At 67.9% G+C, this 19099-nt stretch carries 22 protein-coding genes; 7 read left to right on the top strand and 15 right to left on the bottom strand.

Going from position 1 to position 19099, the window contains the following annotated elements; translation table 11 throughout:
* Positions 1–3: 3 nt before the first annotated feature.
* From pheS to BJP32_RS04300, 7 genes are all read right to left on the bottom strand, one after another.
* The gene (pheS, locus tag BJP32_RS04270) at positions 4–1080 is read right to left on the bottom strand and encodes a phenylalanine--tRNA ligase subunit alpha (RefSeq protein ID WP_046652584.1); all 1077 of its coding nucleotides are present in this window, start codon (positions 1078–1080) and stop codon (positions 4–6) included.
* A gap of 59 nt (positions 1081–1139) precedes the next feature.
* Positions 1140–1343 carry a dodecin family protein gene (locus BJP32_RS04275; protein WP_046652585.1) on the bottom strand — a complete coding sequence of 68 codons (204 nt, stop codon included), beginning with the start codon at positions 1341–1343 and terminating at the stop codon, positions 1140–1142.
* A gap of 164 nt (positions 1344–1507) precedes the next feature.
* Complete coding sequence (gene rplT / locus BJP32_RS04280) at positions 1508–1861, bottom strand: 50S ribosomal protein L20 (RefSeq protein ID WP_003166434.1); 354 nt, start codon at positions 1859–1861, stop codon at positions 1508–1510.
* 110 nt (positions 1862–1971) lie between these two features.
* On the bottom strand, positions 1972–2169 hold the full coding sequence (rpmI, locus tag BJP32_RS04285) for a 50S ribosomal protein L35 (protein ID WP_003166435.1): 198 nt from the start codon (positions 2167–2169) through the stop codon (positions 1972–1974).
* Between the two features lie 173 nt (positions 2170–2342).
* On the bottom strand, positions 2343–3620 hold the full coding sequence (locus BJP32_RS04290) for an MFS transporter (protein WP_076223065.1): 1278 nt from the start codon (positions 3618–3620) through the stop codon (positions 2343–2345).
* An 80-nt stretch (positions 3621–3700) separates the two neighbouring features.
* The gene (gene infC, locus BJP32_RS04295; protein ID WP_003166438.1) at positions 3701–4222 is read right to left on the bottom strand and encodes a translation initiation factor IF-3; all 522 of its coding nucleotides are present in this window, start codon (positions 4220–4222) and stop codon (positions 3701–3703) included.
* 145 nt (positions 4223–4367) lie between these two features.
* Entirely contained in the window at positions 4368–5330 is a 963-nt protein-coding gene (locus tag BJP32_RS04300; RefSeq protein ID WP_046652587.1) for a glycosyltransferase family 9 protein, read from the bottom strand.
* Between the two features lie 82 nt (positions 5331–5412).
* Between BJP32_RS04300 and BJP32_RS04305 the strand changes: the two genes are divergently transcribed.
* Positions 5413–6153 (top strand): alpha/beta fold hydrolase, encoded by a 741-nt coding sequence (locus BJP32_RS04305; RefSeq protein ID WP_046652588.1) that lies wholly within the window; start codon positions 5413–5415, stop codon positions 6151–6153.
* 31 nt (positions 6154–6184) lie between these two features.
* On the opposite strand, the gene hslU is transcribed toward BJP32_RS04305, so the two are convergent.
* Complete coding sequence (gene hslU, locus BJP32_RS04310; RefSeq protein WP_003166441.1) at positions 6185–7492, bottom strand: ATP-dependent protease ATPase subunit HslU; 1308 nt, start codon at positions 7490–7492, stop codon at positions 6185–6187.
* Between the two features lie 73 nt (positions 7493–7565).
* Entirely contained in the window at positions 7566–8135 is a 570-nt protein-coding gene (gene hslV, locus BJP32_RS04315; RefSeq protein WP_162200519.1) for an ATP-dependent protease subunit HslV, read from the bottom strand.
* A 164-nt stretch (positions 8136–8299) separates the two neighbouring features.
* On the opposite strand from hslV, the gene BJP32_RS04320 reads away from it, so the two are divergent.
* The gene (locus BJP32_RS04320; RefSeq protein ID WP_003166443.1) at positions 8300–8710 is read left to right on the top strand and encodes a BLUF domain-containing protein; all 411 of its coding nucleotides are present in this window, start codon (positions 8300–8302) and stop codon (positions 8708–8710) included.
* A gap of 31 nt (positions 8711–8741) precedes the next feature.
* Positions 8742–9533, top strand: coding sequence for a molybdopterin-synthase adenylyltransferase MoeB (locus BJP32_RS04325; protein ID WP_076223067.1), 792 nt, complete (start codon positions 8742–8744; stop codon positions 9531–9533).
* Here the strand turns inward: BJP32_RS04325 and BJP32_RS04330 are convergent.
* Positions 9514–10500, bottom strand: a complete 987-nt coding sequence (locus BJP32_RS04330) for a D-glycerate dehydrogenase (protein WP_046652591.1) — start codon at positions 10498–10500, stop codon at positions 9514–9516. The genes BJP32_RS04325 and BJP32_RS04330 overlap by 20 nt on opposite strands.
* 119 nt (positions 10501–10619) lie before the next feature.
* Between BJP32_RS04330 and BJP32_RS04335 the strand changes: the two genes are divergently transcribed.
* The 3 genes from BJP32_RS04335 (at position 10620) to fabB (ending at position 13039) form a co-directional block, all read left to right on the top strand.
* Complete coding sequence (locus tag BJP32_RS04335) at positions 10620–11126, top strand: SH3 domain-containing protein (RefSeq protein ID WP_003166445.1); 507 nt, start codon at positions 10620–10622, stop codon at positions 11124–11126.
* An 80-nt stretch (positions 11127–11206) separates the two neighbouring features.
* Positions 11207–11746 carry a 3-hydroxyacyl-[acyl-carrier-protein] dehydratase FabA gene (fabA, locus tag BJP32_RS04340; protein WP_003166446.1) on the top strand — a complete coding sequence of 180 codons (540 nt, stop codon included), beginning with the start codon at positions 11207–11209 and terminating at the stop codon, positions 11744–11746.
* A 63-nt stretch (positions 11747–11809) separates the two neighbouring features.
* Positions 11810–13039, top strand: a complete 1230-nt coding sequence (gene fabB, locus BJP32_RS04345) for a beta-ketoacyl-ACP synthase I (protein WP_076223069.1) — start codon at positions 11810–11812, stop codon at positions 13037–13039.
* Positions 13040–13368: 329 nt separating this feature from the next.
* On the opposite strand, the gene BJP32_RS04350 is transcribed toward fabB, so the two are convergent.
* A complete protein-coding gene (locus BJP32_RS04350; protein WP_076223134.1) occupies positions 13369–14715 on the bottom strand; it encodes a S1C family serine protease in 1347 nt (448 codons plus the stop codon).
* A gap of 127 nt (positions 14716–14842) precedes the next feature.
* Positions 14843–16033 carry an acyl-CoA dehydrogenase gene (locus tag BJP32_RS04355; protein WP_003166450.1) on the bottom strand — a complete coding sequence of 397 codons (1191 nt, stop codon included), beginning with the start codon at positions 16031–16033 and terminating at the stop codon, positions 14843–14845.
* 141 nt (positions 16034–16174) lie between these two features.
* On the opposite strand from BJP32_RS04355, the gene BJP32_RS04360 reads away from it, so the two are divergent.
* A complete protein-coding gene (locus BJP32_RS04360; protein WP_003166451.1) occupies positions 16175–16441 on the top strand; it encodes a DUF6356 family protein in 267 nt (88 codons plus the stop codon).
* Positions 16442–16456: 15 nt separating this feature from the next.
* On the opposite strand, the gene BJP32_RS04365 is transcribed toward BJP32_RS04360, so the two are convergent.
* The 3 genes from BJP32_RS04365 to odhB form a co-directional block, all read right to left on the bottom strand.
* Positions 16457–16975, bottom strand: coding sequence for a hypothetical protein (locus BJP32_RS04365; protein WP_046652593.1), 519 nt, complete (start codon positions 16973–16975; stop codon positions 16457–16459).
* A gap of 75 nt (positions 16976–17050) precedes the next feature.
* On the bottom strand, positions 17051–17494 hold the full coding sequence (locus BJP32_RS04370) for a hypothetical protein (protein ID WP_046652594.1): 444 nt from the start codon (positions 17492–17494) through the stop codon (positions 17051–17053).
* Between the two features lie 91 nt (positions 17495–17585).
* Positions 17586–19091 carry a 2-oxoglutarate dehydrogenase complex dihydrolipoyllysine-residue succinyltransferase gene (gene odhB / locus BJP32_RS04375; protein WP_046652595.1) on the bottom strand — a complete coding sequence of 502 codons (1506 nt, stop codon included), beginning with the start codon at positions 19089–19091 and terminating at the stop codon, positions 17586–17588.
* Between the last annotated feature and the right edge of the window lie 8 nt (positions 19092–19099).

Genomic DNA, 19099 nt, shown 5'->3' on the forward strand with positions numbered 1-19099 from the left:
ATATCAGCTGAGGCCCGACGCCGGGTTCGGCGCGGCGAAGGCGGAGAAGCCGTAGTGCGCCAGCCAGCGCGTATCGGCCTCGAACATGGGGCGCAGGTCGGGCACGCCGTATTTCAACATGGCCAGGCGGTCGACGCCCATGCCGAAGGCGAAGCCCTGATACTCGTCCGGATCGATGCCGCAGTTGCGCAGCACGTTCGGGTGCACCATCCCGCAACCCAGGATCTCCAGCCAGTCCTCGCCCTCGTTCAGCGTCAGCTTGCCGCCCGAACGGTCGCAGCGGATGTCCATCTCGGCCGATGGCTCGGTGAAGGGGAAGTGGTGCGGGCGGAACCGGGCGTGAACATCGTCCAGCTCGAAGAAGCGGGCGATGAAGGTCTCCAGCGTCGTCTTCAGATGGCCCATGTGGATGTCGCGATCGATCACCAGGCCTTCGATCTGGTGGAACATCGGCGTGTGGGTGGCGTCTGAATCCTTACGGAAGGTGCGGCCCGGCGCGATGATGCGGATCGGCGGCTTCTGCGACATCATGGTGCGGACCTGCACCGGGCTGGTGTGGGTCCGCAGCACCTTGCGCTCGCCCGTTTGCGGGTCGGGCTTCAGGAAGAAGGTGTCGTGCATCTCCCGCGCCGGATGCTTGGGCGGGAAGTTCAGCGCCGTGAAGTTGTGGAAGTCGTCCTCGATGTCCGGCCCCTCGGCGACCGAGAAGCCCATGTCGGCGAAGACGGCGACCATCTCGTCCATGACCTGCATGGTCGGATGCACCCCGCCCTTGCGGCGTGGGCGGCTGGGCAGGGTCAGATCGACGCGCTCGGCCAACAGGCGGGCGTCCAGTTCGGCGGCCTCCAGCTCGGCCTTGCGGGCGGTCAGGGCCGACGACACCCGGTCGCGCAGGCCGTTGATGACGGGGCCGCGCTCACGGCGCTCATCGGGGCTCAGCGCCCCCATGCCTTTAAGCAGGGCCGAGACGGTCCCCGTCTTGCCGAGGGCGGCGACGCGCACCTCCTCGATCGCGGCGACGGTCGAGGCCGCCCCGATGGCGTTGATCAGGTCGAGTTCTAGCTGGGCGAGATCGGTCATGGTCCGCAGCGTCTAGCCCGCCGCAGCCGTCTCGCAAAGCCTTTCAGCGTCGATCCGCCTCAATCCGCGAGGATGAAGGTGACCTTCATGTTGACTCGATATTCGGCGATCGCGCCGTCACGCACGATCACCTTCTGCTCCTGAATCCAGGCGCCTTCGACGTGACGCAGGGTCTTGTCGGCGCGGGCGACGCCCTGAGCGATGGCGTCCTCGAAGCTGACGGTCGAGGACGCGGTGATTTCGGTGACGCGGGCGACAGACATGGCGAAGCCTCCTGAAACGCCGATCGGCGACCGGCTGCCTCACCCCAACGCCCGACACGCCCGAAAGGTCAGGCCCCCATGAAAAACGCCCGCCCCGGCGACCGGGACGGGCGTTTGTTCTTTTGCGCTAGCGCTCGACCCGCGGGGTCTCGCTGCTTGAGCGCTTAGGCCAGGGCCGCGCGAACCTTGTCGGCGATGCCCTTGAAGCCGGCTTCATCGGCGGCGATGGCGGCCAGAACCTTGCGGTCCAGCTCGATGCCCGCCTTGTTCAGGCCGTGCATGAACTGCGAATAGGTGAAGCCTTCGGTGCGGGCCGCGGCGTTGATGCGCTGGATCCACAGGGCGCGGAACGAGCGCTTCTTGTTGCGACGGTCGCGGTAGGCGTACTGACCGGCGCGATCCACCGCGGCCTTGGCGGCGCGGATGGTGTTCTTGCGGCGGCCATAGAAGCCCTTGGCCTGCTTCAGGACTTTCTTGTGCTTGGCGTGGGACGTAACGCCCCGGGTGACGCGAGCCATTTTGGTTTTCCCTTCGGGAAGTCCCTACCGCTCGGCCCGCGGGGCCTCGCTGTTTGAGGGACTTAATTCAAATTCGATTAGCGGAGAGGATCAGTGATGCAGCGCGCCGATCAGGCGTACGGCATGTAGGACTTGATCTTCTTGGCGTCGGCGTCGGCCATGACCGAAGTGCCGCGGTTCTGGCGGATGTACTTCGAGTTGTGGCTAATCAGGCGGTGGCGCTTGCCGGCCACGCCAGCCTTGACCTTGCCCGTCGCGGTGAATTTGAAGCGCTTCTTGGCGCCCGACTTCGTCTTCAGCTTCGGCATTTTCACTCTCTTTATTGAGGGGTCTCCCGCCCTTCGGGCTACTTGAGCCCCAAGGTCAGATGACCGATTTAAGACCGCCCAGGCATGCCTGTTCGCCCGGCGGTCCGGTACGCGAAGGCGCGGCTTCTACGCCAAACGGGGACCGGAGGCAAGAAGAGTCCGCATGAACGGGTTCAGACCTGAGCCGCCCGACGGCGCGCGGCGCGCCCGGCGTTGATCGCCATGACCGCCGCCGGAACCGTCAGCACCGCCCCGACCAGGAAGGGCCAGTCCGGCCCCACGGCGGAATAGAGAACCCCCGCCACCATGGGGCCGACGATGCGCGCCATCGACCCGGCCGCCATGTTCAGCCCCAGCATGGCCCCCTGCCGATCCGGCGGGGACGAACGGCTGATCAGGGCCGAAATGTTGGGCATGGCCAGCGACATGCCGCAGGCGCCGATCCCCATGACGATGGGAATGATCCACCCGGCCGACACCGGAATGACGAACAGCCCCAGGTCGATCTGCGTCGCCGGGAACCAGGCCGGCGGCGCGACCACCTGCAGAATGAGCGACGTCCCGAACAGCAGCATCCCCGCCGCCAGCACCCGCGCCTCGCCGAAGCGCCGCGCCAGCCGACCGGCCAAAAGCCCCTGGTTTACGGCCGAGACCAGACCCACGATCATGAAGCTGAGCCCCACCTCGCGCGCCGTCCAGGCGTAGCGATGCTCGGCCCACAGGCCGAAGGCGGCCTCCATGGCCGAAAAGCCCGCCAGATAGATCAGGCTGACCACCAGGACGCGCGACACCACCTCGTCCGTGCGAGCGAACTGAATCCCCGACAGGAAGGCGGGGCGCGGCGCCGCCGGATCGGCCTTGGCCCGGCTTTCGCGCAGGAAGAACATCACCCCCAGCGCCGCCAGCACCGCCGCGCCCGAGGCCGCGAAGATAGGCAGCTGATAGCCGACATGGCCCATCTGCGGCTGGGCCAATAGGCCGCCCATGCCCGGGCCGACAATGAAGCCCAGGCCGAAGGCGGCGCCGATCAACCCCATGCGCCCGGCCCGACGCTCGGGCGGTGTGACGTCGGCGATATAGCCCTGGACCGTCGAGATATTGCCCGCGCCCAGCCCCGTGAACATCCGCACCAGGATCGCCGCCCAGATGTTGGGCGCGAACGCCAGCAACAGATAGCCTACGGCGTTGGCCGCCAGGGTGATCAGCAAAACCGGCTTGCGCCCGATCCGGTCCGACAGCCGCCCCCAAAAGGGCTCGGCGAAGAACTGACCCAAGGAATAGGCCGAGAACATCAGGGTGATCTGCCACGGCTCGGCCTGAAGGCTCTGGGCGAAGAAGGGCAGCAGCGGCACCACCAGGCCGAACCCGACCAGATTGATGAAGACCACGGCGAACAGCACCGCCAGGGTCGGCGTCCCCGCGCCGGAAGCCTTTGTCGTCTGCGCCGTCATTCGTTCTCGTCTCGCCGGATAGTAAGACGCCCCAGCCATGCGGCCGGGGCGTCTTCAAAGTCTTCTGTTCAAGTCCGCGATCAGCGGGGCGCCAGGATCATGATCATCTGGCGGCCTTCCATCTTGGGCGCGAACTCGACCTTGGCCTCTTCCTCGAAATCGGCCTGGACCTTGTTCATCAGCTTCATGCCCAATTCGGGGTGGGCCATTTCGCGGCCGCGGAAGCGGATGGTCACCTTGACCTTGTCACCGTCGTCGAAGAAGCGGTGCATGGCCTTGGCCTTCACGTCGTAGTCGTGCGTGTCGATGTTCGGCCGAAGCTTGATTTCCTTCAGCTCGACGACCTTCTGACGCTTGCGCGCCTCGGCCTTCTTCTTCTGTTCCTGGAAACGATGCTTGCCGTAGTCCAGAATCTTGCACACCGGCGTTTCGGCGTTGGCGACGATCTGAACCAGGTCCAGGCCCGCCTCCTCGGCGGCCTCCAGCGCGGCCGACAGCGGCATGACGCCCTGTTTTTCCCCATTCTGGTCGATGAGCAGAACGCGGGCGGCGCGGATATCCTGGTTGATGGGCGGCCCGTCCTTTACGGGCGGCGCTTGCATGGGACGGCGAATGGGCGTCGTTTCCTTATGTGATCAGAAGACAGGCGAAACTGGTTGCGAGGATTCAGCGCGCAAGGCTGCGGCTGCGTTCCAAGCGGCCGGAATATGGCGACGCAAGGCCGCTATTTCAAGGGATTTCGGGCCTTCAGGCCTTTACGGCCCCTTCAGCGACATAGGCGTCGTGCAGGTCCAGCACCGCATCGAAGACATGATCGACGCTCAGATCCTCGATCGGGGCGAACTGGCCGCGCGTCTCATTGGACGCCGCCGTGCGCGTCTTCGGCCCCCACGGCCCGTACAGCCACCACTCGGTCGGACCGAACAGGCCCAGGGTGGGCCGCCCCAACGCCGCCGAGACGTGCATCAGGCCGCTGTCGTTTCCGACGAACAGGGTCGCCCGGTCGATGGCCGCAGCCGAGCACAGGATGTCGCCCTTGCCCACGCAGTCGATGGCGCGCGGTCCCGCCGCCTCCAGCGCCGGGGTCGCGGGCGGCCGGTCGCCGGGACCGCCGACGGGCATGAAGCGCCAGCCGTCGAAGCGCGGCTCAGCCTTCAGCTTTTCGACCAATTGCCCCCAGCGCTCGGCGGGCCAGGACTTGCCCGGCTGGTGGGCGATGGGCGCCAAAGCGATGATCGGCCCTTCGCCCGGCCCGGCGGCCAGTTGGGGATCAATGACGGCGGCGGCCTCGGCGCGGGCCTGAGCATCGAGGAAGATTTCCGGGTCCAACGGCATAGCCGAGCCCATCAGGCGCGACACCATCTCGACCTTGCGCAACCCCGTCTCCCAGCGGCGGTTGTAGACGATGCGACGCTTGGCCGGGATCAGATAGGCCAGGGCCGAGCCGCGGATGTCCACGACCATGTCCCACTTGGTCCCGCGCACCTGCTTCCAAAGATCGAGCCAGTGTCCGGCGGCCTTCTTCTTGTCGAGGATGATGACGCGCTCGACGTTCGGCGCCGAACGGAAGAAGGGCGCGGGCGGACGACCGCAGGCGACGGTGATCTGAACGCCCGGCAACTGGCGCGCGATCTCGCGGATCACGCCCGAGGAGATGACGCAGTCGCCGATCCGGTTGGAGCTGACGAACAGGGCTTTGGGAGCAGACAAGCGGGCGCCTCGCGGCCTCTGTGAACAATCGTCGTCTCTGCTAAAGCCATTCCGCGAGGAATGACAGTCCGAGGAGCTTCCCATGTCCGACGTCCAGACGCTGATCCGCCCCGACGGCGAGGCCCTGGCCTATAAGGCGATCAAGGGCGACGGCCCGACCGTCATCTGGATCGGCGGCTTCCGCTCGGACATGGAGGGGACCAAGGCGCTGGCGCTGGACGCCGCCGCCCGAGAGCGCGGCTGGAGCTATGTGCGCTACGACCACTTCGCCCACGGCGTGTCTTCAGGCGACTGGAAGCAGGCCACCATCGGCCGCTGGCGGGAGGACGCCGTCGCCCTGATCGACAGTCTTGAGGGCCCGGTGGTTCCGGTCGGATCATCGATGGGCGGTTGGGTGGCGCTGCTGGCGACGCTGGCGCGGCCGGAGCGGGTCAAGGGCGTGGTGCTGGTCAATCCGGCGCAGGACTTCACCGAAAAGCTGATGTGGCCGGGTCTGGCCGACCATGAGCGGCAGGCCATCCTGCGCGAAGGCGAGACGGTCATCACCGAGGAAGGGCTCGGCTCCTACGTCCTGACCCGGCGCATGTTCGAGGAGGCCCGCGACTGGCTGCTGCTGGACGGCCGGATCGATATCACCGCGCCGGTCCATGTGCTGCAGGGCCGCGCCGACGATGTGGTGCCGTGGCGTCATCAGGTCGAGCTGGCCGAACGCCTGAGCGGCGGCGACCTGCGCCTCGACCTGATCGAAGGCGGCGACCATCGGCTGTCGAGCCCTGCGGAACTAGAGCGATTGGTGGAAGCGGTGGAGGCGATGCGGGGCTGACCCCGCACCGCCGCGACAGCGGATCAGCCCATCACAGGATGAACCGGCTCAGGTCGACGTTCTTGGCCAGGTCGCCGACCTTCTCGCGCACCTTGTCGCCGTCGAAGATCAGGGTCTGGCCCGACAGGTCCGACGCCTTAAAGCTGGTTTCCTCCAGCACGCGCTCCATCACCGTCTGAAGACGGCGCGCGCCGATGTTCTCGACGGTGGAGTTGGCGGCCACGGCGGCGTCGGCCATGGCCTCGACCGCGTCGTCGGTGAAGACCAGCTCGACCCCTTCGGTCGCCAGCAGGGCCTGGTTCTGACGGATCAGATTGGCCTCGGGCTCGGTCAGGATGCGCTTGAAGTCGTCGCGGGTCAGGGCCTTCAGCTCGACCCGGATCGGCAGGCGGCCCTGCAGTTCGGGCAGCAGGTCCGACGGCTTGGCCACATGGAAGGCGCCCGAGGCGATGAACAGCACATGGTCGGTCTTCACCGGGCCATATTTGGTCGAGACGGTCGTACCCTCGATCAGGGGCAGCAGGTCGCGCTGTACCCCTTCGCGCGACACGTCGGCGCCGCCGCCGCGATCCTGACGCGCGGCCACCTTGTCGATTTCGTCCAGGAAGACGATGCCCTCGTTTTCGGCCAGCAGCAGGGCTTCCTTGGTCAGGCTTTCCTGATCCAGCAGCTTGTCGCTCTCCTCGGTGACGAGGGGCGCCAGGGCGTCGCGCACGGTCAGCTTGACCGTCTTGGTGCGGCCGCCGCCCATCTTGCCCAGCATCTCCGACAGGTTCAGCAGGCCGACGTTGCCGCCGCCGCCCGGCATGTCCAGCCCCTGCAGCGGCGAGGTCGTATCGGCCAGGGCGATCTCGATCTCCTTGTCGTCCAGCTCGCCCGCCCGCAGCTTCTTGCGGAAGGCCTCGCGGGTGGCGGGCTGGGAACCCGGTCCGACCAGGGCGTCCAGGATGCGTTCCTCGGCCTGACCTTCGGCGCGGGCCTTGACGCCCGAGCGGCGCTTGTCGCGCACCATGACCAGGGCGCTCTCGACCAGATCGCGCATGATCTGATCCACATCGCGGCCGACATAGCCGACCTCGGTGAACTTGGTCGCCTCGACCTTGAGGAAGGGCGAGCCGGCCAGACGCGCCAGACGCCGGGCGATCTCGGTCTTGCCCACGCCCGTCGGGCCGATCATCAGGATGTTCTTGGGCGTGACCTCGTCACGCAGGTCGTCCGGCACGCGCTTGCGGCGCCAGCGGTTGCGCAGGGCCACGGCCACGGCGCGCTTGGCGTCGTCCTGACCGACGATGAAGCGGTCCAGCTCGGAGACGATTTCACGGGGAGACAGATCAGTCATGGTTCGGACGGTCCAGAAATACGGATAATCAGGCGCTCAAGCAGCAAGCCGCCGCGCGGCGAGCGATAGCGCCCTACAGACTTTCAATGGTGAGATTACCGTTGGTGTAGACGCAGATGTCGGCGGCGATCTTCATGGCCTTGCGGGCGATCTGTTCGGCGTCCAGCTCGGTGTGCTCGTCGATCAGGGCGCGGGCGGCGGCCAAGGCGTAGTTGCCGCCCGAGCCGACGGCCGCGACGCCGTATTCCGGCTCCAGCACGTCGCCGACGCCGGTGACGGTCAGAATGGTGTCCTTGTCGGCGACCAGCAGCATGGCCTCCAGCCTCCGCAGATAGCGGTCGGTGCGCCAGTCCTTGGCCAGCTCGACGCAGGCGCGGGCCAGTTGGTCCGGGTACTGCTCCAGCTTGGCCTCCAGCCGCTCGATCAGGGTCAGGGCGTCGGCCGTCGCCCCAGCGAAGCCCGCCAGAACCTTGCCGTTCGCCAGGGTGCGCACCTTGCGCGCCGCGCCCTTGACGATGGTCGGCCCCATGGAGACCTGGCCGTCGCCGGCGATGACGGTGCGGCCGTTCTTGCGCACCGCCAGAATGGTGGTGCCGTGCCAGTCGGGGAAGTTCGAGGCGCTCATGTTCATGGCCGTTGACATGGCGAAGCCCGTGGCCCGCCGCAAGATCAGGCTTTGTCGCAACCGCCCGAAAAGCTTAACCATAAGAGATTCTTAATCGCCCCATGACAGGGGAACGCCCCCGGCCGCCCCATCATCTCGCCGTCCGCGAGGCGGGGGAGGCTGCGTTTGCGTTTCGAGTTCCCTTGCCCCTGCACCGCGCCATCTATGTCAGCGACGCCGTCGGCGGCGCGGCGACCAGCCTCCTGATCCTGGCGGAGATCCTCGGCGAGTCAGAGCGCAACAATCGCCGCGAAGGTCTGACCAGCGCCCTGATGCGCCATGGCGGCCAGTTCCTGCAGATCATCGAGGGCCGCCGAACCGACGTCGACCGCCTGATGGACCGGCTGCGGGTCGATCCGCGCCATGAAAACCTGCGCCTGTTGTCTGACGTCGCTGTCAGCGGCCGCCGGTTCGGCGACTGGCCCATGATCCTGGCCGAGCTGACGCCCGAGGCGGCCCGCCTGTTGAACGGCGAGGCCCTGGACCAGCTCAGTCCCGCCCGCGCCGAGACCCTGCTGGCCCTGGCCGTCGGGATCGCGCCCGTTCCGGCCTGACGCATCCGTCCGACTGCGCTAGACAGTCGGCGTGACCCAGTCTTCCGCCCCTCTCGCCCCGGTTCGCTTCTCCGACGAGGAAGTCGACCGCTACGCCCGCCAGCTGGTGCTGTCCGAGATCGGCGGTCCCGGCCAGCAGGCGCTGAAACGCGCCCGCGTGCTGATCGTCGGCATGGGCGGGGTGGGCAATCCGGCCGCCCTCTATCTGGCCGCCGCCGGGGTGGGGACGCTGGGCCTGATCGACGACGACACGGTCGCCCTGTCCAACCTGCAACGCCAGATCGCCTTCACCACCGAAGACCCCGGCCGCGCCAAGGTCGAGGCGGGCGCCGCGCGGCTGAACGCTCTCAACCCGCACGTCACGGTCCAGACCTTCAACCAGCGCGTCACGCCGGACAGCGCGGCGGCTCTGATGCGGGACTTCGACCTGGCGCTGGACGGCACCGACGATTTCGAGACGCGGCTGGCCGTCAACGCCGCCTGCGTGGCGGCGGGCAAGCCGCTGGTCTCCGGCGCCCTGGGCCGTTGGTCGGGGCAGGTGTCAGTGTTCGAGGGGCGGCCCTGCTACCAGTGCCTGGTGCCCGAGATTCCGCCCGACGCCGAGACCTGCGCCCGCGTCGGCGTGGTCGGCGCCCTGGCCGGCGTTATCGGCGCCATGGCGGCGCTGGAGGCGATCAAGCGGATCACCGGCGCGGGCGAGCCGCTGACCGGCCGCCTGATGCTGTACGACGGCCTGGCCGGAAGCAGCCGCGTCGTGAAGATCGCCGCCGATCCGGCCTGCGCTGTCTGCGGGTCAGCTCACGCTAGAGCATCGCCGGGATGACCCGGTCCGGCGGGCGGTGGCCGTTCTGATAGGTCATGATGTTGGCGATCACCCGGTCGCCCATGTCCTGACGCGCCTCGAGGGTGGCCGAGCCGAGGTGAGGCAGCAGCACCACGTTCGCACGGCCGAGCAGACCCGGATGCACCTTGGGCTCGTTTTCAAACACGTCCAGGCCGACGCCGAACAGGGCGCGGCGGTCCAGCGCCTCGACCAGGGCGGCCTCGTCGATCAGCTCGCCGCGCGCGGTGTTGACCAGGATGGCGTGCGGCTGAAGCCGGGCCAGGCGCTCGGCCGACAATAGATGGTGCGTCTCCTTCGTCGCCGGACAGTTCAGCGAGACGACGTCCATCCGCGCCAGCATCTGGTCCAGATCGTCCCACCAGGTCGCGCCCAGTTCTTCGGCGATCATGTCCGGAACGGGCTTGCGGTTGTGATAGTGGACCTGCATCCCGAAAGCCCTGGCGCGACGAGCCAGAGCCTGGCCGATGCGGCCCATGCCGACGATGCCCAGGCGCTTGCCCCACAGCTTGCGGCCGCACATCCAGGTCGGGCTCCACCCCTCGAAGCGCCCGGCCTCGACCACGCCTGCGCCCTCGACGATGCGGCGGCTGACGGCCAGGATCAGGCTCATGCCCAGATCGGCCGTGTCCTCGGTCAGGACGCCCGGCGTATTGGTGACGATGATTCCTCGCCCGACGGCGGCGTCGATGTCGATGTGATCCACGCCCGCGCCGAAGTTGGCGATCATCTTCAACTGATCGCCTGCGCTCGCGATCAGTTCGGCGTCCAGCTGGTCGGTGATGGTCGGCGCCAGCACCTCGGCCCGCTGCAGGGCCGCGGCCAGTTCATCGCGCGACATCGGCCGGTCGGTCAGGTTCAGCTCGGCGTCGAAAAGTTCGCGCATCCGCGTTTCGACCGCGTCAGGCAGGCGTCTGGTTAATACGACCTTAAGCTTGCGAGCGGACATAGGAGACCTGGGTTTTCCACGGGCGGCGCCCGTTCGGAACGGGTCGATATTCGGTGTCTAGCAAAGCTGCGGTCAGGATCAAAAGGGCGCCTCGCGTCGCGGCCCTCGCCGCTGTCCTCATGACCGGCGTTCTGCTGTCGGCGGGATCGACCATGCCCGACGGCCGCCCGACCCCGACGGGGCTGGAGGTGCCGCGCTGGGTGACGCTGAAATCCTCGCAGGTGCGGGCGCGTCAGGGGCCGGGCCTCGACTACCGCATCCTGTGGGAATATCGCGCCGCCGGCCTACCGGTTCAGGTGATCGCCGAGACGCGCGAGTGGCGAAAAATTTGCGATCCCGACGGCTCCGTGGCCTGGATTCATCGCACGGTGGCTTCGGGCCGCCGCAGCGTGTTCAACCGTTCGGACGAGGCCGTGCCGATCCGCTCGGGTCGGTCCGAGACCGCCTCGGTCCGCGCTCTTCTGTCGCCCCGCGCCCTGGTTCCTCTGGACGAATGCGAGGACGGCTGGTGCCGGGTGCGGGCGCGCAAGCTGCGCGGCTGGGTCGCCGAGCGGGCGGTCTTCGGAACCCAAGAGCGGTCCCTGTGCAACGCCGCCCGCCCCGCTGGAACCGGCCGCGCTTCCTGATCTCATATACTGACGGCATGGTTGAGCGCGGCCCTCGGGTCGTGTAACCCGCCAGCAACACCTTTCGGAGCCGATTTCCCTTGAGCCAGTCGCAATATCCGTCGTCGTTCGATCACGAAGGCCTGCTGGCCTCGGGCCGGGGCGAGCTGTTCGGTCCGGGCAACGCCCAACTGCCGGCGCCGCCCATGCTGATGTTCGACCGGATCAAGACCATCAGCGCCGACGGCGGCGACTACGGCAAGGGCTATGTCGAGGCTGAACTCGACATCAACCCGGACCTCTGGTTCTTCCAGTGCCACTTCATCGGCGATCCGGTCATGCCGGGCTGCCTGGGCCTGGACGCCATGTGGCAACTGGTCGGCTTCTACCTCGGTTGGATCGGCGGACCGGGCAAGGGCCGTGCGCTCGGCGTCGGCGAGGTCAAATTCACCGGCCAGGTGACGCCGGACGTCAAGAAGGTGGTCTATAAGGTCCACCTGAAGCGCGTCATCAACCGCAAGCTGGTCATGGGCATCGCCGACGGCGTGCTCGAGGCCGACGGCGAGGTCATCTACACCTGTCAGGACATGCGCGTCGGCCTGTTCGGCGGCGCGGCCCCGGTGGAACCCGACCCCGCCTGACCCCACTTGATGGATAGCCGCGGCCAACGCGGCGTCCGCAGACTTTGTAGGATTGGAAACACCATGCGGCGTGTCGTCGTCACCGGACTGGGCATCGTCTCTTCCATCGGCACCGGCCAGGATCAGGTCGCGGCCTCCCTTCGCGACGCCAAGTCGGGCGTCCAGCACGCCGCCGACCACGCCAAATACGGCTTCCGATCCCAGGTCTGGGCGCCGCCCGCCCTGGGTCATACGGCCGAGGACTGGGCGCCGCTGGTCGACCGTCGCGCCGCCCGCTTCCTGGCCAACGGCACGGCCTGGGCGCACATCGCCTTTGAAGAGGCGCTGAAGGACAGCGGCCTGACCGCCGAAGAGATCAAGGATCCGCGCATCGGCCTGATCGTCGGCGAGGGCGGCCCCTCGACCCAGGTCATCCTGCAGGCGGCCCAGACGACCGTCGAAAAGGGCTCGCCCAAGCGCGTCGGCCCCTTCGCCGTGCCCAAGGCCATGGCGTCCGGCCCCTCGGCCGTGCTGGCCACCTGGTTCGAACTGAAGGGCGTCAACTATTCGATCAGCTCGGCCTGCGCGACCAGCGCCCACTGCATCGGCGCGGCCGCCGAACAGATCGCCTGGGGCAAGCAGGACGTGGTCTTCGCCGGCGGCTGCGAGGATATCGACTGGTCCATGTCGAACATGTTCGACGCCATGGGCGCCATGTCCTCCAACTTCAACGACACGCCGGACAAGGCCAGCCGCGCCTATGACTCGGCCCGCGACGGCTTCGTCATCGCCGGCGGCGCCGGCATCATCGTGCTGGAAGAATACGAACGCGCCGTGGCGCGCGGCGCGACCATCTACGCCGAAGTCACCGGCTACGGCGCCAACTCCGACGGCTACGACATGGTGGCCCCCTCAGGCGAGGGCGCCGAGCGCTGCATGAAGATCGCGCTGGAGATGGCCGGCAATCCCAAGATCGACTACCTGAACCCGCACGGCACCTCGACGCCGGTCGGCGACAGCAAGGAGATGGGCGCGGTGCGCAACGTCTTCGGCGACGCCATGCCGATGATCTCCTCGACCAAGTCGCTGACGGGCCATTCGCTCGGCGCGGCGGGCGCGCAGGAAGCCATCTACTGCCTGCTGATGATGAAGCACGGCTTCGCCGCCGAAAGCGCCCACATCGAGACCCTGGACCCCGAGTTCGAGGGCATGCCCATCCTGCGTCAGCGCCACGACGGCGAATTGAAGCACGTCATGTCCAACAGCTTCGGATTCGGCGGCACCAACGCCACCCTGATCCTGTCGAAGGTCTAAGCTTCACCGATCGGGAAAATACGAAGCGACACGAAAACGCCCCCATTCGGTCCTTCGCCCGCCCGGAACGGCGCGCACACATGCATCATCGGCCCGTCGGAGTTCGGAAAAGTCCCGGATCCTGAACAGCCCCCCCAGCCCCCCGGATTTTTCCGCGTAAAGGGCTTCGGCGGGTCGATGCTTCCTCCAAGCGACGCCCGCGCCTGCCCCTCCTCCCCCTCCCCGGCAGCGCGGGCGTTTTGCTGTCCGCTTCCCAACAGACGCACAAGACTTCGCCCGCGCGACGCCGGGTCACGCGGGCGAAGCCGTAGAGCTTCAGACGGCGCGGATCAGGCCGGAAGGTCGATCTCGACGCGTTCGTTGTCGCGCAGGACGATGATCGGCATGACCGCCTCGCCCGCCGCCTGCAGACGCTGGGCCAGATCCTTCATGTCGGCGATCTCGGCGCCGTTCGCCTGGACCACCACATCGCCAGCCTGGAACCCAGCCGCGGCGGCGGACGACCCCGCCTCGACCACGGCGATCTGGGCCCCGCGGCCCGAAGCCGGATTGCGCACCGTCAGGCCGCGCGACATGGCGGCCTGGGCGCCCAGACGCACGGCGGCCGGATCGGACGGCTCGACCGTCAGCCGGGTCGAGGCCTCGCGGCCGTCGCGCAGATAGACGACCGGCATCTGGGTTCCGGCGCGGGCGATGCCGACCGTGGCCTGGACCGAACCGGCGTTGGCCACCGGGCGGTCCTGAATGCGCGTCAGCACGTCGCCGGGCTTCAGCCCCGCCTTCTCGCCCGCCGAGCCCGGCTCGACGTCATAGACCACGGCGCCGCGCACGATGTTCAGCCCGACTTCGCGCGCGCGCTCGGCCGTCAGGGAGCCGAGGCCCAGGCCGACGCGGCCGCGCTTGACCTCGCCGGTGGCGCGCAGCTGGTCGACCACGAACATCATGATGCGCGTCGGCACGGCGAAGGCGATGCCGTCGTTGCCGCCGCCGAAACCGCCCGACAGGATGGCGGTGTTGATGCCGATCAGGCGCCCCCGGCTGTCCAGCAGCGGCCCGCCCGAATTGCCCGAGTTCACCGCCGCGTCGGTCTGGATGTAGTCCTCAATGGCGTCGCCCATGCCCGAGCGGTTCAGGCCCGAGATGACGCCCATGGTCAGGGTCTGGTCCAGGCCCAGGGGATAGCCGACGGCGAAGGCCAGATCGCCGCTGCGCAGGGTGTCGGAATCCACCGTCGCCACCTGCGACAAGCCCGTGGCGTCGATTTTCAGCACGGCGATGTCCGTCGCCTTGTCCGCGCCGATCAGGGTGGCGTCGAACAGGCGGCCGTCGATCAGGTCGACCGTGAACTTCTGGCCGTTCTCGATGACGTGGTGGTTGGTGACGATGATGCCTTCGCGCGCGTCGATGATGACGCCCGAGCCGCCCTGCGACGGCTTGGGATTGTTTTCCGAGCTGGGACCGCGCGACTGGCCCAGGGTCGTCACCTGGACCACGGCGGGCAGGCTTTCCTCCAGCCCGGCGGCGAAGGTGAAGACGCCGCGCCGGGCGTCATAGGGCATGGCCGCTACAGGCGACTGGACAGCCGTCGTCGCCGCGACCATGGGCGCAGCCTGGGCCATGCCGCTGAAGCTGAAGATCGCCAGGGCGGCGCCGGCCAGCAGGCTGTGTTTGGTCATTCCGGTTTCCTTCACGCGCCGACCGCCTTCGGCCGACAGACGGGCGATCATCGCCGCCCCGCAGGCGAGACAAACGCACGACAACGGCAAAGGATCGTCGCGTCGCGCGTTTTCTGCAACGCTTGTCTCAGAAGGCGGCTTCGCCCGTGATGGCGCGGCCCAGGATCAGGGCGTGGACGTCGTGCGCGCCCTCATAGGTGTTGACCGTCTCCAGGTTCATGGCGTGACGCATGACGTGCAGCTCGCCGGTGATGCCGGCCCCGCCGTGCATGTCGCGGGCCTCGCGCGCCACGGCCAGGGCCTTGCCGCAGTTGTTGCGCTTCATCAGGCTGATGGCCTCGGGAACCCAGGCGCCCGTGTCCAGCAGACGCCCCAGGGCGTAGGCGCCCTCGAAGCCGAGGAAAATCTCGGTCTGCATGTCGGCCAGCTTCTTCTGCACCAGCTGGCGCGACGACAACGGACGACCGAACAGGGTGCGCTCGGCCACATAGTCGCGGCTGGCGTGGAAGCAGAACTCCGCCGCGCCCATGGCGCCCCAGGCGATGCCGAAGCGCGCCTTGTTCAGGCAGGAGAACGGCCCGCGCAGGCCCTGGACGCCCGGCAGAATGTTGGCCTCCGGCACGAAGACGTCGTTCAGGCCGATGTCGCCCGTCACCGAGGCGCGAAGCGACAGCTTGTCGCCGATCTTGCCTGTGGTGAAGCCGTCGAAATCGCGCTCGACGATAAAGCCGCGGATCACGCCGTCCAGCTTGGCCCAGACGATGGCCAGGTCGGCGATCGGCGAGTTGGTGATCCAGTATTTGCCGCCGTTCAGGCGATAGCCGCCGTCGACCGCGACCGCCGTGGTCTTCATCGAGGCCGGATCCGACCCGCCGTCCGCCTCGGTCAGGCCGAAGCAGCCGACCAGCTCGCCCGCCGCCATCTTGGGCAGGAATTTCGCCTTCTGCTCGTCCGAGCCGAAGGCGTAGATCGGATACATGGCCAGGGACGACTGCACCGACATGGCCGAGCGATAGCCGCTGTCGATCGCTTCAACCTCGCGCGCGATCAGGCCGTAGGCGACGTGCGACGCTTCGGAGCCGCCGTACTGTTCCGGCAGCATGGCGCCCAGGAAGCCCATTTCGCCCATCTCGGTCATGATGGCGCGATCGAACACTTCGTCGCGGAAGGCGGCGACCACGCGCGGCAGCAGAGCCTCGCGCGCATAGGACCGCGCCGCGTCCTGCACCATCCGCTCCTCGTCGGTCAGACGGCCCGTCAGGTCGAAGGGGTCTTCCCAGCGGAAAGTTTGGGCGGAAGTGGTCTTGCCGTCGGCCATCGGTCGTCCTTTTAGATCTCGGCAGGGGCCTCACGCGGGGTTGAAGCGGCGTGACGAAGCGCCCCATGTTGCTACGGCGGGTTTAGGCCAGAATGCGGCCGCCGGGTAGAGGGACCGGCGCGACCACGCTAGGCTGTCTTCATGTCGAACGCTTTCAACCGCCTGTTCCGCGATCACCCGCGAGAGGTCGACGAGACCTATCTCGAACATATGGCCGCGTCGTCGCGTTTCGGCTTCAAGCTGCTGCGCCTGGCGGGGTGCGCCTTCATCCATGCGGTGACGCCCGGCCTGCACAAGACCACGGTGTCCGACGCCATTCGCGGCATGGCCCAGGACATGGGCGGCCGCGCCGCAGAAGCCCGCGAATGCCGCATGCGCGACGCGGGCGTCTGGGACGTCGGCCTCTAGGCCCCTGATACGCCGTCAGTCCGGCGTCTGGGTGCGGCTGTAGAAGCCCGAGATGTCGGAACCCATGCCGCAGAAGCGGTTGGCGGCCGTGCTGTCCTCGACGAAGGCCCCTTCCGGCCCCACGCGCACCGTGACGACCGGCGCATCGGCGCCGATGTCGGCCGCCGTCAGTTCATTCACCTCGCCTTCAAACGGGATCAGCCTGGCGTGGATGACGTCGTCGCGGTCCTGGGCGCCGCGCGCCTGAAGCTCGCAATCCGCCGCCGTGGCCCCGCCGTTCGGAAGGCCCCCGGCGCGGATCAGCACGCGCCATTCGGCGCCTTCTTCGATCAGCTTGAGATCAGCCTGGGCCGGATCGGTGCGGCGGAAGTCGGCGCTTCTCTCGGCGACAGCCGGGGCCGTTGCGGGAGCAGCCGCCGCAGCGTCTTCCGCCTTGGGCGCGGCGGCGGGTGCTTCGGCCGGGGCCGGCCCGCAAGCCATGAGCGCAGCCGCCAGGGTCAGGGCGCCGGACGCAGGAATCAGATTGAGACGCAAGCAAACTCTCCATCACAAGGAAGCGGGCGCGAAGCTCCGTTATTTTCGACGCGCTCGTCAACCGCCTGCAACGCCTCAACCCAGGGCGCCGTTCACCCACGCCCACAGATAGGCGCCCGCGGACAGCAGCAGGATCGCCGCAATCAGCGCCAGGCCCGCCCACTGCAGCGCGTTGAAGCGACGCGGCATGGCCGTGCCGACAAAGCCGGCGCCGGTCGCAAAGGCGAACAGGGCCAATCCGCGCGAAGCCGTGCGAACCGTCGTATCCGGCGCGTCGAGATCATCGCCTTCATCGGTCGCGAACTCGCCCGTCCCCGCGCGCGCCAGCAGATCGCGCGCTTGCGACGCCTGGTCCGCCCGGCCCATCAGGCGAATGCCCAGGGCGCGCTGCATCAGGGGGTCGATCGTGGTCTGGAATCGCTCGGTCACCGACACCTCGATGTCGTGCGACGAGAGGAAGGCCGCGGCCAGATCAGCCTCGTAGACGTCTTGATAGCGGGCGATCTCGACCAGGCTCATGGCGCCAGCCTAACACGCCTGCGGGGCGCGCAATTGAAAACGGCGAGATCCGAAGATCCCGCCGTCGTCAGTCGTTCGCGTGGTGCGGACCTTACAGGTCCAGCAGGGCGCGCGCCGGGTCTTCCAGCAGTTCCTTGATGCGGACCAGGAAGGTCACGGCTTCCTTGCCGTCGACGATACGGTGATCGTAGCTGAGGGCCAGGTACATCATCGGGCGGATCTTGACCTCGCCGTTGATGGCCATCGGGCGCTGCACGATGTTGTGCATGCCCAGGATGCCCGACTGCGGCGCGTTCAGGATCGGCGTCGACATCAGCGAGCCGTAGGTGCCGCCGTTGGTGATGGTGAAGGTGCCGCCCTGCATCTGGTCCATGGTCAGGGCGCCGTCGCGGGCGGCCTTGCCCAGGGCGCCGATGCCCTTCTCGATGCCGGCCAGCGACAGGGCATCGGCGTCGCGCAGCACCGGAACCACCAGGCCCTTATCGGTGCCGACGGCGATGCCGATGTCGTAGTGGTTCTTGTAGATGATGTCTGTGCCGTCGATCTCGGCGTTGACGGCCGGGATTTCGTGCAGGGCCTGAACCACGGCCTTGGTGAAGAAGGACATGAAGCCCAGCTTCACGCCGTGGCGCTTCTCGAAGACTTCCTTGTACTGGGCGCGCAGGGCCATGACGTTGGTCATGTCCACCTCGTTGAAGGTGGTCAGCTGGGCGGCTGTGTTCTGGGATTCCTTCAGGCGACGGGCGATGGTCTGACGCAGGCGCGTCATCTTCACCCGCTCTTCGCGCGGCTGGTCGGCGCGCGGCGCGGCAGGCGCAGCGGCGACCGGAGCCGCCGGAGCGGCGACGCCGATGGCGGCGATGGCGTCGGCCTTGGTGATGTTGCCCTTCGGACCCGAGGCCGACAGCGTGGCCGGGTTCAGATTGTTTTCCGAAACGACACGCTGAACGGCAGGCGACAGGTGCGCCGAGGCCGGCGCCTGGGCAGAACCCGTGTTGGCCGGAGCCGCAGCCGGAGCCGGAGCAGCCGGAGCAGCGGCGGCGCCCGAGGCGGCGACCGAACCGATCACCTGACCTGGGGTCACGGTGGCGCCGTTGTCTGCCACGATGGTCAGGACGCCGGCGGCCGGGGCCGAAACTTCCACGGCCACCTTGTCGGTCTCGATCTCGACCAGCAGTTCGTCCTTGGCGACGGTGTCGCCCGACTTCTTCAGCCAGGTTCCGATCGAACCTTCAGCGACGCTCTCGCCCATGGTCGGCACGGCGATGTCGACCGCAGCGCCGCCAGAAGCGGCAGGAGCAGCGGCCGGAGCGGCGGCGGGAGCCACAGCCGCCGGAGCCGGGGCCGAGGCGGCGGCCGCGCCGCCTTCGGTCACGGCGCCCAGCACCGTGCCGGGAACGACGGTGTCGCCCTCATTGGCGTTGATCGCCGACAGCACGCCGTCGGCGGGGGCGACGACTTCAAGCGAGACCTTGTCGGTTTCCAGCTCGACCAGGACTTCGTCCTTCTTCACGGCGTCGCCGACCTTCTTGGTCCACTTGGCGATCGAGGCTTCGGCGACGGATTCACCGAGGGCGGGGGTGAGGATATCGGCCATCTTCAGTG

This window comes from Brevundimonas sp. ZS04 (assembly GCF_001956865.1).
In the GTDB taxonomy this organism is placed as follows: Bacteria; Pseudomonadota; Alphaproteobacteria; order Caulobacterales; family Caulobacteraceae; genus Brevundimonas; species Brevundimonas diminuta.